Source organism: Neptunomonas japonica JAMM 1380 (assembly GCF_016592555.1).
Lineage (GTDB): Bacteria > Pseudomonadota > Gammaproteobacteria > Pseudomonadales > Balneatricaceae > Neptunomonas > Neptunomonas japonica_A.
This window is the reverse complement of sequence record NZ_AP014546.1, coordinates 1,218,076-1,233,807: the sequence shown is the minus strand read 5'-3', so window position 1 is coordinate 1,233,807 and position 15,732 is coordinate 1,218,076. Positions and strand designations below refer to the sequence as shown.

The following is a 15,732-nucleotide window of genomic DNA, read 5'->3' as shown; positions in this document are numbered from 1 at the left end:
ATATGTCGTCAGATTGCCAACAGACTCAAAATATCCGCACTGGAATCAGTGCGTAATCCTACCCTTCAGGTTTGCAAACGTCTAGCCTGATAGCCTCCCTATTTTTTTATGGAAATAGCAAATTCTGTAGGCATTAAGCAGCGATAATAAAAATAGTGAATGACAGTTCAATAAATAGGAATTTTTCCTATCTTATTAGTCCTAATAATTCAGTAAGATAATGTGATAGGTATATAGATAGAGGAGTTTTACTTGTTATGGATAACATTTGCCCTGATTGCCAAAACTTAATGACAAGCAAGCATCAAAAATCACATAATTTTTTATCATTGATCAGTACGCTACCTGACAGCCAGCTTTATAAGTGTATTGCTTGCCATGCATACCTTCATTGCTATGACCAAAAGTGGGAAGTGCTGATTGAAGGCTATTATGGAAAATTTTCAGACAACACACCCTCTGCTCAACCAGAGTTGATAGCTGTTTAATAAGACTTTTCTAAGAGCACCCAATACCTAGATAGAAAACCGCTCCTCGCACTAGAGCGGTTTTTTTACATCTATTCCAATAACATTACACCTACTTAAAACTATACCGTCCTTAGCTGGAAGAACCGACTGAAAACACGAATAGTATTAACAAGATCTTCACTACCCGCTAACTCTCTAATTGAGTGCATAGCCAACTGTGGTACACCAATATCAAGCGTTTTCACACCTATTTCTGCTGATGTAATTGGCCCAATAGTACTACCACAGCCCATATCCGAACGCACAACAAACTCTTGCACGGGTACATTATCTACAACTGCTAACATGCGAAACTTTGAGCTCGTTATGTCTGAAGTTGCGTAGCGTTGATTCGCATTTATCTTAATGACTGGGCCTTTATTAAGTATGGGCCCATGATTAGCGTCGTGTTTATCTGCAAAGTTAGGATGAATACCATGTGCATTATCAGCCGATATCATCATAGATCTTGCTAGCATTTTACTGCGGTTTTCTGCTTCAGGCTGCAACCGCTCAAGCAACTGCTCTAGCATTGGGCCTTGAGCACCTGCTGCACTCATGCTTCCAACCTCCTCATGGTCAGAACAAACTAATAAAACACCCTCACCACTATCAGACTCTAATAACGCGTCAAGCCCCATAAAGCAACTCAACAAATTATCCAAACGTGCAGAAGCTATAAACTCTTGTTCCAACCCAATTAGAGCAGCCGATTGAGTATCATATAGCGACAACTCATAATCCAAAACACGCGACACGCTCTCCCCGGACTTTTCTAGTTGAGTCTTCAACAGTTCTCGAAAGTCAGGTTTTTTGTCACTTTGACCTAACAGAGGCGGCAAAAAAGTTTGCGCATTGATAGCCCGCCCACTATTGGCTTCACGATCTAAATGAATAGCCAAGCTTGGAATAACCGCCATTGGCGTTTCAAAATTGATTAGCGCTGAAGTAAGCTCGCCCTCTCCATTAACAAAACTGACACGACCAGCCAGAGAAAGGTCTCTATCAAACCATGGCGCTAACAACACACCACCGTATACCTCAACACCTAGCTGATAGTAACCATGCTTATGAATTTCGGGGTTAGGCTTAACACGCAAACATGGAGAGTCAGTGTGCGCACCAATCATCCTGAAACCGGACTCAGACAAAGACCTATCTTCAGGCATTCTCCAAGCAATAATAGATGAATCATTACGTGTCACGGCATAACGCCCACCGGCTTCTAACTGCCAACTATCTTCTTCATTTAGAATTTGATAGCCTGATTCAACTAGGCGGCTTGTCATTTGCTGAACCGCATGAAACGGAGTAGGTGATGCATTTAGAAAGCTAATTAATTGCTTAAGTGTTTTATTTTTTTTGCTCATTATCCATCTCACTACGTTCCAGAATATCAAGTAACTCTACTTTAAAAATTAATGTTGAGTTGGCAGGTATTAACTCATTAGGACTCGTTGCACCATAAGCAAATTTTGCCGGAATATAAAGCATCCAAATAGCTCCTTGCTGCATTTGCAATAGCCCTTCCTGCCAGCCCTTAATTACTTTTTCTAAAGGGAATACCGAAGGCTTTCCTCTCTCATAAGAGCTATCAAAAACAACACCATCAACACCTCGACCTTCATAATGGACCTCAACAGAACTCTTAAAAGTGGGTTGTTTACCTTCACCCTCTTGTAAAATCTCATACTGAACACCTGAAGGCAGTATGTGCACACCTTCGCGTTTTAAATTTTGCTCTAGAAAAGCACTACCTGCTTTGCTGGTTTTATCATTGAGCGCCTTTTCCATCAACTGCTGACGAAAAGCTTCTTTCTCTGGATCTTCGCCACAACCGCTCAAAAATAAACTAGAGATAAGCATCAGCGGAATAAGTAGTGATTTCATTTGGAACCTTATAGAGTAAATGAATTAAAGCATTGATTTTACATTAGACAGACCGATAGCTACACTCAGATTAGATGATCAATGGAACAATCAATTAGTCTTCCTGTCATAACATTAATTGAATTAAAAGCAGACTAGATAATATGTTGAAAGGTTTACGTAACTCTCTTGCCCTATGTTTGTTAACACCACTCGTTGCTTTAGCGACTGCTGATATTACGCAATTACGCCCTGAAGCAGTGCACCAACAGACTATGAAAGATATTATCAGTTCCTTAAATGTCGGCCATTATAATAAAATTAATGTTGATGATACTCTGTCTAGTGGCTTATTAGATAAATATCTCTCCGAGCTGGATTCATCACGTAGTTATTTTTTCCAAAAAGATATCAACGATTTTGAAGCATACCGTTATGAAATTGATGATTCGATTCTTGCAGGCAACTTAGATAGCGCATTCGCTATCTACAATCGCCAGCAAAAGCGTGTTGTAGAAAGGCTTAGCTGGACTATTGATAGACTAAAAGATCCGACCCCCTTCAATTTCGAGTTGAATGAAACATTAGATACTGACCGTGAAAACGCCCAGTGGGTAAATTCACAAGAGGAGATGAACAACCTTTGGCGTAAACGCATTAAAAGTGCCATTTTAAACCTCATGCTAGCTGACAAGTCCGAGCAAGAAGCAAAAGCTACGTTGATCAAACGTTACTCTAATCAGCTAAAACGCCTCAAACAGAATAAAAGCGAAGATGTTTTTCAGCGCTTTGCCAATGTGTTCACTAAATACTTTGATCCTCACACCTCATATTTTTCACCTAGAAATTCTGAAAATTTTAAAATAAACATGAGCTTATCTCTTGAAGGGATAGGTGCAGTACTACAGAGTGAAAACGAGTTTACAAAAATTGTACGCTTGGTTCCTGCTGGCCCTGCCGATAAAACAGGGCAATTAAAGCCTGCTGATTTAATTGTCGGTGTTGGTCAAGAAAACGGGGAAATTGAAGATGTAGTCGGCTGGCGTTTAGATGATGTGGTTGACCTTATTCGCGGCCCTAAAGGCTCAGTAGTCCGACTAGAAATAATTCCTTCTGATAGCGAAGACAAAGCAGGACGTAAAACCATTTCTATCAAGCGCAATACCGTTGCACTTGAAGAGCAAGCGGCACAAAAACGTATTATTGATGTTACATACAACAACAAAGATTATAAGCTCGGTGTAATCGATATCCCTGCTTTTTACATTGACTTTGCCGCTCTTCAACGCGGTGAAAAAAACTACAAAAGCACTACAAGAGATGTTGAAAAGCTGATAACTGAACTTAAATCTGAAGCAGTAGACGGCCTTATAATAGATCTACGAAATAATGGTGGCGGCTCGTTGCGAGAAGCCAATGATCTAGTCGGCTTATTCATTGACCGAGGCCCAACGGTTCAAATTAAGTTTCCGAATAACCATATTGAGATCCAAGGAGACTTCAACCCTAAAATAGCCTATAACGGCCCACTCGCGGTAGTCGTTAACCGCTTAAGCGCTTCGGCATCAGAAATTTTCGCTGGCGCTATTCAAGATTATCAACGTGGTGTGATTGTTGGTAATCAAACATTTGGAAAAGGTACAGTGCAAACATTACAAGCGCTACAGCACGGCCAATTGAAGCTTACAAATGCTAAGTTTTATCGTATTTCAGGGGAGAGCACTCAGCACAAAGGGGTTGTTCCAGATATCTCCTTTCCTGAAGCTTACGACACCACAGAAATTGGTGAAAGCGCACTTGATGGGGCCCTCCCTTGGGATACAGTCCCTCAAGCTCGTCATGGTTTTTATAAAGGCATCGCTTCTTTTAAGGATGAGCTAAATAAACGCCATACCCTTCGCACTAGCAATCAGCCCGATTTTAACTTTTTACGCGAACAAATAGTTCGCCAATCTGAAGCTAAAAAAGATAACTCTTTCCCACTGAATGAAATAAAACTATTAGCAAAACGCGACCAAGCTGATAAATGGCAAGTGGATGCCGAAAACAGAAGACGCTTAGCAAAAGGGCAACAGCTAATAACCAAATTAGCTGACCTTGAAGCCCTGCTAAAAAAAGATGAAGAAGGCCGCCCTATCACAGCAGGGTCTGAAGCAATTCTACAAGAAAGCGGAAAGATTCTTCTAGATATGGTCGATCTAACAAAACAGCTTATTACAACCTATAATCCACAATAAGACTGGGTCAATACGGATATGGCGCTCAAAAAAACACTGATACTCTCTATAACCCTTCCCCTACTGCTAGCCGGATTAGGGGTAGGTGGATATATGGTTTATCAGAAAATGGATGATCAACATAAGCAAAATAGCAAAGAGCTAGAACGCTTTGGTTATGAGATGGTCGCCACATCCCGCAGTATGGAAACAACAGGAAAATTAGGCACCGTGCAGCTGCCTCCTACTTTTGATCTGGACAAACTTACACCAACACAAAAAGTTATTCATGGCCTTATGCGTGATAAAGACGGCCTGTTAGATGAAAACAAAGTGCTACAAAGCGAGATTGAGAAACTTGAGTCCAAGATTCAAGAGCTCACCGAATACAAAGAATTAAATGAACATTTTGCTCCGCAAAAATTAAAAGACGAGCTAAGGTCAGTTGAGCGACAGCTAAAAGCTTTCTTAATACGTAGCCCTGATGCAGATCGCTTTAGTACCATGCAGATTGAAATCATGTCAGCCGCAGGCGCTGCTGAATACAAAGCTTACATTACACGTAATCGCTTAATGCTTTCCGAAGACATGAAACTTGCAGTTATTAGTGATTACTTACCCGCCTATGCCTTTTGTGTTGGCGATGGAGTTGAAGTAGCAGCCAACTCAAGAACAGAAGAACGTAAGCTGGCTAACTATTTTCGTACTGAGGACTCATCCACTTTATCTGAAATGCTATTTCAAGATTTATCCTCTGTCCTCGCCCCATGCCAGCTCTCCGTTCGCAAGAAACTGGATAACGATAGGGTATAAATCTAAATACCTCTACCTACACTCCGCTGGATTATGTATAATATGCCCTCAAATTTCTCTAATGTGTAACTGCTAGCCAGCAATACAATTACACATTATATAATCTGACCCTGTAAGCTGGCGTTACAGGTTACGTGCCGGATTTTTTACTATCCCCGGCCACAATATATAGGACACTTTCATGAGCGAAAGCTTTGCAGAACTGTTTGAAGAATCCCTTCTTAATGTAGACATGAAACCAGGTACGCTTGTTATCGGTGAAGTTATCGATATCGACAGCGACTGGGTTACAGTTAACGCTGGTCTTAAATCTGAAGCGGTTATTCCTCGCGTACAGTTCTTAAACGACGCTAACGAGCTGGAAATTAAAATCGGCGATAGCGTTAAAGTTTCTCTGGAAGCAGTAGAAGATGGTTTTGGTGAAACAAAACTTTCTCGCGAAAAAGCTAAACGCGCTGAAGCTTGGGAAGTACTTGAAGCTAAATTTGAAGCTGAAGAAACTGTTACTGGTGTTATCAACGGTAAGGTTAAAGGTGGATTCACTGTTAGCATCAACAACATCCAAGGTTTCTTGCCTGGTTCTTTGGTAGATGTTCGCCCTGTTCGCGATATCGACCATCTAGAAGGTAAAGAACTAGAATTCAAATTGATCAAACTGGACCAGAAGCGCAACAACGTTGTTGTTTCTCGTCGTGCAGTTCTTCAAGAAGCTAACAGCGCTCAGCGTGATGAGATCCTGGCTGCTCTAGAAGAAGGCCAAGTTGCTAAAGGTTTCGTTAAGAACCTAACCAACTACGGTGCGTTCATTGATCTAGGCGGTGTTGATGGTCTGTTGCATATCACAGACATGGCTTGGAAGCGTATTTCTCACCCAAGCGAAATGCTGAACCCAGGTGACGAGATCTCTGTTAAGATCATTAAATTCGACAAAGAAACTGGTCGTATTTCTCTAGGTCTGAAACAGCTGTCTGAAGATCCGTGGGAAGCTATTAAAAACCGTTACCCTGCTGGAACTAAGTGCAACGCACGCATCACCAACCTAACTGACTACGGTTGCTTCGCTTCTATCGAAGACGGCGTTGAAGGTCTGGTTCACGTTTCTGAAATGTCTTGGACTAACAAAAACATCCACCCATCTAAAGTTGTTCAGATCGGTGAAGCTGTTGAAGTTATGATTCTAGATGTTGATGAAGAGCGTCGTCGTATTTCTCTAGGTATCAAGCAGTGCACAGTTAACCCATGGGTTGCTTTCGCTGAACAGTACGCTACAAACGACAAAGTATCTGGTCAGATCAAAACTATTACTGACTTCGGTATCTTCGTTGGCCTAGAAAACGACCTTGATGGTCTAGTTCACATGTCTGACATTAGCTGGGAAGGCGATGCCGAAGCAGCGCTACGTCAGTTCAAGAAAGGCGACGAAGTTGAAGCAGTTATCCTGTCTATCGACGCAGAAAAAGAGCGCATCTCTCTTGGCGTTAAACAGCTAGATAGCGATCCTTTTGCTGAATACGCTGCAGCTAACGACAAAAACACTATCGTTAAAGGTACTGTTAAGTCTGTAGACGCTAAAGGCGCTGTTGTTGAACTTGCAGAAGGCATTGAAGGTACATTGAAAGTTTCTGAAATCAGCACAGACCGTGTTGAAGATGCAACTACTGTACTGAAAGAAGGTGATGAAGTTGAAGCGAAGATCACTAACATTGATCGTCGTAGCCGCGCAATCACACTATCTATCAAAGCTAAAGACCAAGCTGATGAGAAAGCTGCTATTGCTGCTGTTCGTACTCAGGAAGTCGAAACTGCTGGTCCAACCACTATCGGTGACTTGATCAAAGCTCAAATGGCTAACAAAAACAACTAATTCGTTGTTTTGAAGGCATTAAAAAGGAGCACTAAGTGCTCCTTTTTTATTGCCTAACTTTCAGTACGAAATGAGTGATGATACCCACCTCAGCAACCGCCAATTCTTACTCGTCTAGCAACACATAATCGATCAGCTGATCTTCACTAATTTCATTATCCTTGACGGCATAAACATGAAGCACTGAAGCCCCAGCATTAATGACCGAATTCTCTTCACCAGACATCAACGGATGCCACTCAGGCAACTCCTGCCCTTCATGAATCAGCCGGTAAGCACACGTTGGCGGCAACCAATGGAAGCTCTCTACATCCTCAGGACGCAACTTCACACAACTAGGGACTAACTGACTACGTTTTTCATATTGCGTACAACGACAGTTATCAAAATCTAAAAGATTACATACCACCGTTGTATAAAAAACTTCTTCAGTATCTTCGTCTTCAATCTTATGCAGGCAACATAAAGCACAACCATCACACAACGACTCCCACTCAGGCGTCGTCATTTCAACCAAAGACTTAGTCCGCCAAAAAACTTCCTGTGCCACTAGCGCACACCCGTTTCAGGCCGATTAGGGTAAAGATCCAGCATATAGTCCTCTTTCGGAGGAGGCATCTGCAGATAGAACCCCTTCTCCTTTATACCCTCAAGCATTTTTTCAACATCGACTCTCGCCAGCTTACGCCCAGGCAACATCGGCATATCCATCAAATGCGAAGGCGTTCCAAACATCTCAATTAATGCTTCAGGAACCTTCTTTAACTCGTCTTTTTTATCAACATAAAGATACATCTCATCTTTAAGTGGACTTTTATAAATCGTGCAAATAATCATTAAATACTAACCATTTTTATCAAACTGTTTTAACTGATCCAACAATGCCAAACCAACCACGTCTCGCCGCCAGCCATTGAGCTCTTTAGGCAACTGATAGTCATAGGTTTCTAACCCACTACGCACCAACGCCTCTAAGTCCTTCTTGCGTAACAAAATCTCTGGAGCTATGCCTATTTGTTCAGCAACTTCTCGCGCTACAGCCTTTAACTTTTTTAGACGCTTATTCCAGATAATAGGTAGTGGACGATGAATAGGCAACACCGGGGCTTTTTCTAGGCTATCTTGCGCATTAGACAATATAGCAAGAATCGCCTCCCCCTCTTCACGCACTACTTTGTGTCTAATATCTTCTGTGCGTCCCAACTCATAAGCGTTACGCGGTAACTTCTGAGCAATAGAAAGGATAGTTTGATTTCGCAGCACCCAATTACGCGGTGTATTTCTCAATCGACATTGCTGTTCACGCCACATAGATACATCACGCAAGACAGCCAACTTAATGCCCGACAAACCCCACATCTGACTAAAACGTCGATAATACTCATGCCCATCTGGATCTTGGTCAAGTGCATTATTAAGAGCGACTTCCGACTCTTCTGCAAACCATGCATAGCGACCATGCAACTCAAGCTCAGCTGTTTGCATCTTACAAATCGCGGGTAAGTAAGCAACATCGAGCGCTGCATATACTTCCTGCTCCTGACTCAATGGACGCTTAAGCCAATCAGACGTCGTTTCACCCTTACCGATCTGAATATCCAAGGTATGCTCAACCAAACGCTGCAAACCCATCGTAAAGCCCCAACCAACAAAGGCAGCGGCTAGCTGAGTATCAAAAATCGGGCTCGGCAAAACACCCAGCGAATGGTAAAACAATTCTAAATCTTCACTACCCGCATGAATAATCTTCAAAACATCAGGATTTGTGAAGACATCAGCTAACGGAGAAAAATCATCAATACTCAACGGGTCAACAAGGTAACAATGCTGATCATCAGCTATCTGAATCAAACCCGGAATAGGATAAAAAGTATCAATTCGCTGAAACTCTGTATCCAGCGCTATCATCGGTAACGATTGCCAACGAGCACAGCATTCAACAAGCGACTCATGGGTTGATATATGAATAGGCTTTTGAGCCGAGGCCTCTAATACTGACCAATCATAACTATCCGTTTTCATGCATTAGCCTCACAGCAGACGCCGCCCGGCCAATGCATGCGCCAAGGTTCCACCATCAACATATTCAAGTTCACCACCCACAGGCACTCCGTGAGCAATACGTGTCACTTTTAGCTCTGTGCGCTTCAGCTGCTCTGCAATATAGTGAGCAGTAGCATCACCCTCCACCGTCGGGTTTGTCGCAATGATAACCTCTTTAACCTCACCTTGAGCAATTCGCTCAAGTAACTGACTAATACCTATATCATCAGGACCCACACCGTCTATTGGAGACAAATGCCCCCCAAGCACAAAGTAGACCCCTGCAAAACTATTTGTTTGCTCGATAGCCACAACGTCCATTGGAGACTCAAGCACACATAAAGAACTCCGATCACGGCTTAACGATGCACACAACTCACAGATATCGGTTTCGCTAAGCGTCCGACACTGCTGACATTCAGATACTTCTTCAGCCGCCTGCGCAAGCGCAGCGGATAGCTCGAGTGCAGCATTACGGTCACGCTCAAGCAGATGAAACGCCATGCGCTGGGCACTTTTAGGCCCAACACCTGGCAAACAGCGTAAAGCGGTTACTAATTGCTGAATTAAAGGACTAAATGACATCGCTTAAAACGGCATATTAAAACCAGGAGGCATAGCCATGCCACCGGTCACACTTGCCATTTTTTCTTGAGACTGCGTTTCAACTTTGCGCACAGCATCGTTAACTGCTGCCGCAATCAAGTCTTCTAGGATATCTTTATCTTCTTCCATCAAGCTGGCATCAATAGCAACACGCTTAACATCATGACGACCATTCATTACGATTTTTACTAAGCCTGCGCCTGACTCGCCATTTACTTCTAAATTAGCAACTTCTGCCTGCGCTTTCTGCAAATCTTCCTGCATCTTTTGCGCCTGCTTCATAAGATTACCCATACCACCTTTCATCATCTTTTTACCTCACTTCTTACGGGTCAATTGGGAAAATGGAATCACGATCTATCGTTCCATTAAAATGTGATACTAACATCTGCACTGTGCTATCACCCTCAAACGCCGAAATAGCCACCACCAGCCGCTCGGCTTTGAGTCGAGCGAAATATTGGCTAGGCGTCTCTCGCGTTTGCACTGCTTTCACAAATTCTACCTCAATTGAGGTTGTAAAATAATGACAAAGTGCGTCTTGGATACGCTGCTTTTGTACATCATCAAGCACAGCATCTTGTTCAGCACGATAATGAAATATCATCTGCTGCTCAGACACCACTTCCAACGATAAGTTACTGGCTATGTTTGCAGTCATGCCAGTTAAGCCGACATGCCCTAATAACAGCACCCAATTTTCTAGCTGACAGTCAGCTAGGGTCCGTGGAATATCCGCTGGCACCTCTACTACTATCAAAGGCGCTGTTGATACAACAGAGGAGGATTTTGTTTTTTCCGCAACAACCGCCGGTATAGTTGCTAGCGGAACAGGCATCACTGGCTCAACAAACTCAGGCTGAGTAAACAACTCAGATTCTGTTTGCTGCTCTAGCACTTGCCCTAATGCCACTTCTGGCTCAGGCTTACCTATTATAGGCGAATGCACTTGCTCCAACTGATCCCGGCCATTAACAACAGGCTTAGTGAGTTGGCCTGAAGGCTTTTTTGCCGGGCTTACCTCATCATCAGTATCCGCTACGGGAATATCAGACTCATCATACGGAGGCGGCTCTAAGTCTGAAGCCTGTACAGGTATTGGAGCTGGAGCTGGAGCTGGAGCTGGAGCTGGAGCTGGAGCTGGAGCTGGAGCTGGAGCTGGAGCTGGAGCTGGAGCTGGAGCTGGAGCTGGAGCTGGAGCTGGAGCTGGAGCTGGAGCTGGAGCTGGAGCTGGAGCTGGAGCTGGAGCTGGAGCTGGAGCTGGAGAGGATATTGGCTCTACTGGTATTACTTGTCCAGCCTCTTTAGGCACTAAAATATCTTGTTGCAACGCCACTGGCCTTGGTGCAATATCCGCCGGACGAAACGCCAACATACGCAACAGAACCATCTCTAAACCTTCACGCGCATCTGGCACAAAAGGTAAATCCTTTCGCCCCATCAAGGCAATTTGGTAAAACAACTGAACATCTTCAGCTGTTAGCTGTTGCGCGAGTTTAGTTACCGACTCTTGATCACCCATACTATTATCAATTGCATCAGGAATAGCTTGAGCAACTGCAACACGATGAAGCAAGCTAATCAGATCGCCCAGCACATTCATATAATCAGGCGAAAATAGCGCTAGCTCAGCAACTACGCCTAATAGATCGCGCGGGTTATGTGCTGCTAGCTCATCAAGTAAGCGGTAAACCAAGCGCTGATCGATAGCACCGAGCATCGAACGAACATCCGCTTCAAAAACAGTACCGCTACCAAAAGCAATTGACTGATCAGTTAAACTCAGCGCATCACGCATCGAACCATCAGCAGAGCGCGCTAATAACCATAAAGCTGGGTCTTCAAAACCGACGCTCTCTTCAGAAAGAACAAATTGAAGATGCTCAACAATCCGCTCGGGAATCAGGTTTTTAAGATTAAACTGCAAACAACGCGACAGAATTGTGACTGGCAACTTTTGCGGGTCGGTCGTGGCAAGCAAAAATTTAACATGTGCAGGCGGCTCCTCCAGGGTTTTCAACAAGGCGTTGAAAGAGTGGCTGGAGAGCATGTGCACTTCATCTATCAGGTAAACTTTAAAGCGGCCATGGGTTGGTGCGTACTGAACGTTTTCAAGTAATTCGCGAGTATCTTCAACCTTGGTACGTGACGCCGCATCCACTTCGATTAAATCGATAAAACGCCCTTCAGCAATCTCCCGACAAGCACTACATTCACCACATGGTTCAGACGATACACCGGTCTCACAGTTTAGTGATTTAGCAAATAAACGCGCGATTGATGTCTTACCGACACCACGCGTACCGGTGAAAAGATAAGCATGGTGCAGGCGATCCTGATCCAGCGCATTCACTAGCGCTTTCAGGACATGCTCCTGCCCCACCATCTCTTTAAAGCGCTTAGGACGCCACTTACGTGCAAGAACCTGATAACTCATAAATAGAAGACGCCATCACCAGAAAAACAAACGCTTATGCTACCGGTTACGGGCTAATATGGCTAGCTGTTAAAGCATATCTGCCCAGCCATTCCAACATTAAAACAGGTACTACCGACAAGCCTGAACAGCCATGAAAAAAAGCGCAGCACACTCCAATAAAAAACTAATTACTAGTACTCAACAACTCCAGAGATGCACTCATCAGAAGCCAGACCTTACAACCTTAATGATGCCTTGCTTTATTGGCACCTCGCACTGTAATGATTTGATATTGATCAGAAGCTAAATCAGAAAAGCGACCATATGACAGAAACGTGTATTATCATGCACCGACACCCACTCAAACATTCCGGCGGCTTTAATCCGCGCCTGGAACCACACCAACCTTATGTCCCCCGTTCTATAGATAGCTACTAAATTTGGCCACAATGAATACAACCCAACAATAAAACCACTTTCACCCGGCTTAAGATAACCACTGACACACGCGTCACTGCAATCACCCCTTTCTTTGAGCAAACACTCCGCAGAGCTTATGACGCCTTTGATAAGGCCTAAACACCTTTGAAACCTTGAAAAATGGTCAGAGAGCCCATCCAGAAGTGAAACCCCAGACAAAAGAAAACCCCGATGATTTGCATCATCGGGGTTTCGGAACAAGACTTAAGAAAAATTACTTGTTAGCTTTACGCTCTTGCTCTTCAGCAATAACCTTCTCAGCAACTGAGTTAGGACATGCAGCGTAGTGCGCAAACTCCATAGAGAACTGACCACGACCAGAGGTCATAGTACGCAGAGATCCGATGTAACCGAACATCTCAGACAGAGGTACGTCAGCTTTAATACGAACACCTGAACCTGCAGCTTCCTGGCCCTGGATCATACCACGACGACGGTTAAGGTCACCGATAACATCACCAACGTGATCTTCAGGAGTGAAAACATCAACCTTCATGACAGGCTCCAGCAACTGTGGACCCGCTTTAGGCATAGACTGACGGAAAGCACCTTTAGCAGCGATCTCAAATGCAACAGCAGAGGAGTCAACCGCGTGGAAACCACCATCGTAAAGCTCAACTTCAACGTCAAGTACAGGGAAACCAGCCAGAGGACCAGTATCCATCATACCCCTGAAGCCCTTCTCGATAGCTGGGAAGAATTCCTTAGGTACGTTACCACCAACAACGCTAGAGGTGAACGTAAAGCCAGTATTTTGCTCACCCGGCTTAATACGGTAGTCGATCTTACCAAACTGACCAGAACCACCAGACTGCTTCTTATGCGTGTAAGAATCTTCTAGAGGTATGGTAATAGTTTCACGGTATGCAACCTGTGGCTGACCCACGATCAGCTCAACGCCGTAAGTACGCTTCAGAATGTCTACCTTGATATCCAAATGTAGCTCACCCATTCCCTTAAGGATGGTTTCGCCAGAATCTTCATCAGTCTCAACGATGAAAGTAGGATCTTCTGCAACCATCTTACCAATTGCGATACCCATTTTCTCAGCTCCACCTTTATCTTTAGGCGTAACTGCAATAGAGATTACTGGCTCAGGGAAGACCATGGCTTCTAGAGTACATTCATGCTTAGGATCACAAAGCGTGTGACCGGTTTGTACGTTCTTCATACCAACGATTGCGATAATGTCGCCCGCTTGAGCTCTATCAAGCTCTTTACGCTCATCGGCTTCCATTTCACACATACGACCAATACGTTCAGTTTTACCAGTGAACGAATTTAGGATGGTATCACCCTTCTTCAAGACACCAGAGTAAACACGAATAAAGGTCAAGGCACCAAAACGGTCATCCATGATCTTAAATGCCAATGCACGGAAAGGCTCATCAGTAGAAACAGTAGCAACTTCACCAGTCGCCTCACCGAACTCATCCGTCAGATCTTGTGGGATAACATCTGTTGGGCTTGGCAGATAATCTACAACCGCATCCAGAATAAGCTGGATACCTTTGTTTTTGAACGCAGAGCCACAGTAAGTTGGGAAGAATGTTAGATCACGAGTACCTTGACGGATACAACGTTTGATGTCTTCCATAGCTGGCTCTTCACCATCCATGTAGGCCATCATCAGGTCATCGTCCAGCTCTACTGCTGTTTCAATTAACTGTTCGCGGTACATTTCAACATCTTCTACCATATCGGCAGGAATGTCTTGGATCTCAAAGTTTTCAGGTAGACCAGTATCATCCCAAACGAAAGCCTGGCGAGATAGTAGATCAACAACACCTACAAAGTCTTCTTCACGGCCGATAGGCAGAACCATAATCAGCGGCTTCGCTGCCAGTACGTTCTCAACCTGATCAACAACACGCATGAAGTCTGCACCCATGCGGTCCAATTTGTTTACGAAGATGATACGGGAAACGCCCGACTCATCTGCATAACGCCAGTTAGTCTCTGACTGAGGCTCAACACCACCAGAACCACAGAATACACCAACACCACCATCTAGTACTTTCAAAGAACGATAAACTTCAACAGTGAAGTCAACGTGACCTGGAGTATCGATGATGTTCATGCGGTGATCTTTCCAGAAAGTGGTGATCGCCGCTGACTGGATAGTAATGCCGCGCTCAGCTTCCTGCTCCATGAAATCGGTAGTAGATTCACCATCATGAACCTCACCGGTCTTATGAATTTTACCAGTTAGTTTCAGGATACGTTCAGTAGTGGTCGTTTTTCCCGCGTCTACGTGGGCAAAAATACCGATGTTACGGTAGTGTGATAAGTCAGCCATGTCTTCACTCAAATGTTAAGGGGGCGTAAAAATGCGCTATATAATACAGGATTTCGAATGTAATTGTGGAGGTTTTCAGTAGAAGAAAAGCCCTTTTTTTAGATAAAAGAGCAGATTTAAGTCAAAACATTGTCAATTCAACACTTTACAAGCTTCCAACCTGCTGTTTTTTTATTTCAAATCGGGCAGTAGGCCGAGTACAGGTCTTTCTAATGGCGGGTAAATCCCTGCAAAACTGACACACGGCTTTTGACCGTGACGGATTTCTGATTTATCGACTATCAGGCTATTCGCAGCCTCTCTGCACTACTTCTAATGTATAATTGCTTATACATCAAGAGCCACAGTTTGGTTCAGATATACTGCACTCCCGGCCAAGTCTATTATAACCAAGTAAGACGGCACCCTTTCAACATCGACCCGCTTGCTGAATAGGCAATATCACATTTCAAATGCTCAAGTAGCTCTAGCTACTCTTGTGATTCGATCACCTTCTGCGATGACTTTACCCTTTAAACCAGACCCCACCTCTATCATCGTGGCGACAATAATTAACAATTTTTGCCAGCTAGGGTTCCATCAATAAAGCTTTTATCCATTTTCAGAATATCTAT

At 43.8% G+C, this 15,732-nt stretch carries 13 protein-coding genes; 4 read left to right on the top strand and 9 right to left on the bottom strand.

Going from position 1 to position 15,732, the window contains the following annotated elements; genetic code table 11:
- Positions 1–257 precede the first annotated feature (257 nt).
- Positions 258–488, top strand: a complete 231-nt coding sequence (locus tag NEJAP_RS05615) for a hypothetical protein (RefSeq protein ID WP_201349692.1) — start codon at positions 258–260, stop codon at positions 486–488.
- Positions 489–589: 101 nt separating this feature from the next.
- Here the strand turns inward: NEJAP_RS05615 and NEJAP_RS05610 are convergent, their stop codons facing one another.
- Entirely contained in the window at positions 590–1,879 is a 1,290-nt protein-coding gene (locus NEJAP_RS05610) for a M18 family aminopeptidase (protein WP_201349691.1), read from the bottom strand.
- Positions 1,863–2,399, bottom strand: coding sequence for an FKBP-type peptidyl-prolyl cis-trans isomerase (locus NEJAP_RS05605; protein ID WP_201349690.1), 537 nt, complete (start codon positions 2,397–2,399; stop codon positions 1,863–1,865). The genes NEJAP_RS05610 and NEJAP_RS05605 overlap by 17 nt, the downstream gene beginning before the upstream one ends.
- A 143-nt stretch (positions 2,400–2,542) precedes the next feature.
- On the opposite strand from NEJAP_RS05605, the gene NEJAP_RS05600 reads away from it, so the two are divergent.
- The 3 genes from NEJAP_RS05600 (at position 2,543) to rpsA (ending at position 7,271) form a co-directional block, all read left to right on the top strand.
- Entirely contained in the window at positions 2,543–4,615 is a 2,073-nt protein-coding gene (locus tag NEJAP_RS05600) for a carboxy terminal-processing peptidase (protein ID WP_201349689.1), read from the top strand.
- Between the two features lie 18 nt (positions 4,616–4,633).
- Positions 4,634–5,407, top strand: a complete 774-nt coding sequence (locus NEJAP_RS05595; protein WP_201349688.1) for a hypothetical protein — start codon at positions 4,634–4,636, stop codon at positions 5,405–5,407.
- A gap of 181 nt (positions 5,408–5,588) precedes the next feature.
- Positions 5,589–7,271 carry a 30S ribosomal protein S1 gene (gene rpsA, locus NEJAP_RS05590; RefSeq protein ID WP_028469939.1) on the top strand — a complete coding sequence of 561 codons (1,683 nt, stop codon included), beginning with the start codon at positions 5,589–5,591 and terminating at the stop codon, positions 7,269–7,271.
- A 106-nt stretch (positions 7,272–7,377) separates the two neighbouring features.
- On the opposite strand, the gene NEJAP_RS05585 is transcribed toward rpsA, so the two are convergent.
- The 7 genes from NEJAP_RS05585 to fusA all read right to left on the bottom strand — a co-directional run bounded on the left by NEJAP_RS05585 (position 7,378) and on the right by fusA (position 15,118).
- Positions 7,378–7,821 carry a YcgN family cysteine cluster protein gene (locus NEJAP_RS05585; RefSeq protein ID WP_201349687.1) on the bottom strand — a complete coding sequence of 148 codons (444 nt, stop codon included), beginning with the start codon at positions 7,819–7,821 and terminating at the stop codon, positions 7,378–7,380.
- Positions 7,821–8,108 carry a YcgL domain-containing protein gene (locus NEJAP_RS05580; RefSeq protein WP_201349686.1) on the bottom strand — a complete coding sequence of 96 codons (288 nt, stop codon included), beginning with the start codon at positions 8,106–8,108 and terminating at the stop codon, positions 7,821–7,823. Before NEJAP_RS05580 ends, NEJAP_RS05585 begins: the two co-directional genes overlap by 1 nt.
- A 6-nt stretch (positions 8,109–8,114) precedes the next feature.
- Entirely contained in the window at positions 8,115–9,293 is a 1,179-nt protein-coding gene (gene rnd / locus NEJAP_RS05575) for a ribonuclease D (RefSeq protein ID WP_201349685.1), read from the bottom strand.
- Between the two features lie 9 nt (positions 9,294–9,302).
- A complete protein-coding gene (recR, locus tag NEJAP_RS05570; protein ID WP_201349684.1) occupies positions 9,303–9,899 on the bottom strand; it encodes a recombination mediator RecR in 597 nt (198 codons plus the stop codon).
- A gap of 3 nt (positions 9,900–9,902) precedes the next feature.
- Complete coding sequence (locus NEJAP_RS05565; protein WP_028469934.1) at positions 9,903–10,229, bottom strand: YbaB/EbfC family nucleoid-associated protein; 327 nt, start codon at positions 10,227–10,229, stop codon at positions 9,903–9,905.
- 16 nt (positions 10,230–10,245) lie between these two features.
- A complete protein-coding gene (gene dnaX, locus NEJAP_RS05560; RefSeq protein ID WP_201349683.1) occupies positions 10,246–12,357 on the bottom strand; it encodes a DNA polymerase III subunit gamma/tau in 2,112 nt (703 codons plus the stop codon).
- A 676-nt stretch (positions 12,358–13,033) separates the two neighbouring features.
- Positions 13,034–15,118 (bottom strand): elongation factor G, encoded by a 2,085-nt coding sequence (gene fusA, locus NEJAP_RS05550; protein WP_201349681.1) that lies wholly within the window; start codon positions 15,116–15,118, stop codon positions 13,034–13,036.
- Positions 15,119–15,732 lie beyond the last annotated feature (614 nt).

Coding starts and splice junctions, on each gene's coding strand:
- NEJAP_RS05615 (WP_201349692.1), top strand. CDS start 258: ATGGATAACATTTGCCCTGATTGCCAAAACTTAATGACAAGCAAGCAT.
- NEJAP_RS05610 (WP_201349691.1), bottom strand. CDS start 1,879: ATGAGCAAAAAAAATAAAACACTTAAGCAATTAATTAGCTTTCTAAAT.
- NEJAP_RS05605 (WP_201349690.1), bottom strand. CDS start 2,399: ATGAAATCACTACTTATTCCGCTGATGCTTATCTCTAGTTTATTTTTG.
- NEJAP_RS05600 (WP_201349689.1), top strand. CDS start 2,543: ATGTTGAAAGGTTTACGTAACTCTCTTGCCCTATGTTTGTTAACACCA.
- NEJAP_RS05595 (WP_201349688.1), top strand. CDS start 4,634: ATGGCGCTCAAAAAAACACTGATACTCTCTATAACCCTTCCCCTACTG.
- rpsA (WP_028469939.1), top strand. CDS start 5,589: ATGAGCGAAAGCTTTGCAGAACTGTTTGAAGAATCCCTTCTTAATGTA.
- NEJAP_RS05580 (WP_201349686.1), bottom strand. CDS start 8,108: ATGATTATTTGCACGATTTATAAAAGTCCACTTAAAGATGAGATGTAT.
- rnd (WP_201349685.1), bottom strand. CDS start 9,293: ATGAAAACGGATAGTTATGATTGGTCAGTATTAGAGGCCTCGGCTCAA.
- recR (WP_201349684.1), bottom strand. CDS start 9,899: ATGTCATTTAGTCCTTTAATTCAGCAATTAGTAACCGCTTTACGCTGT.
- NEJAP_RS05565 (WP_028469934.1), bottom strand. CDS start 10,229: ATGATGAAAGGTGGTATGGGTAATCTTATGAAGCAGGCGCAAAAGATG.
- dnaX (WP_201349683.1), bottom strand. CDS start 12,357: ATGAGTTATCAGGTTCTTGCACGTAAGTGGCGTCCTAAGCGCTTTAAA.
- fusA (WP_201349681.1), bottom strand. CDS start 15,118: ATGGCTGACTTATCACACTACCGTAACATCGGTATTTTTGCCCACGTA.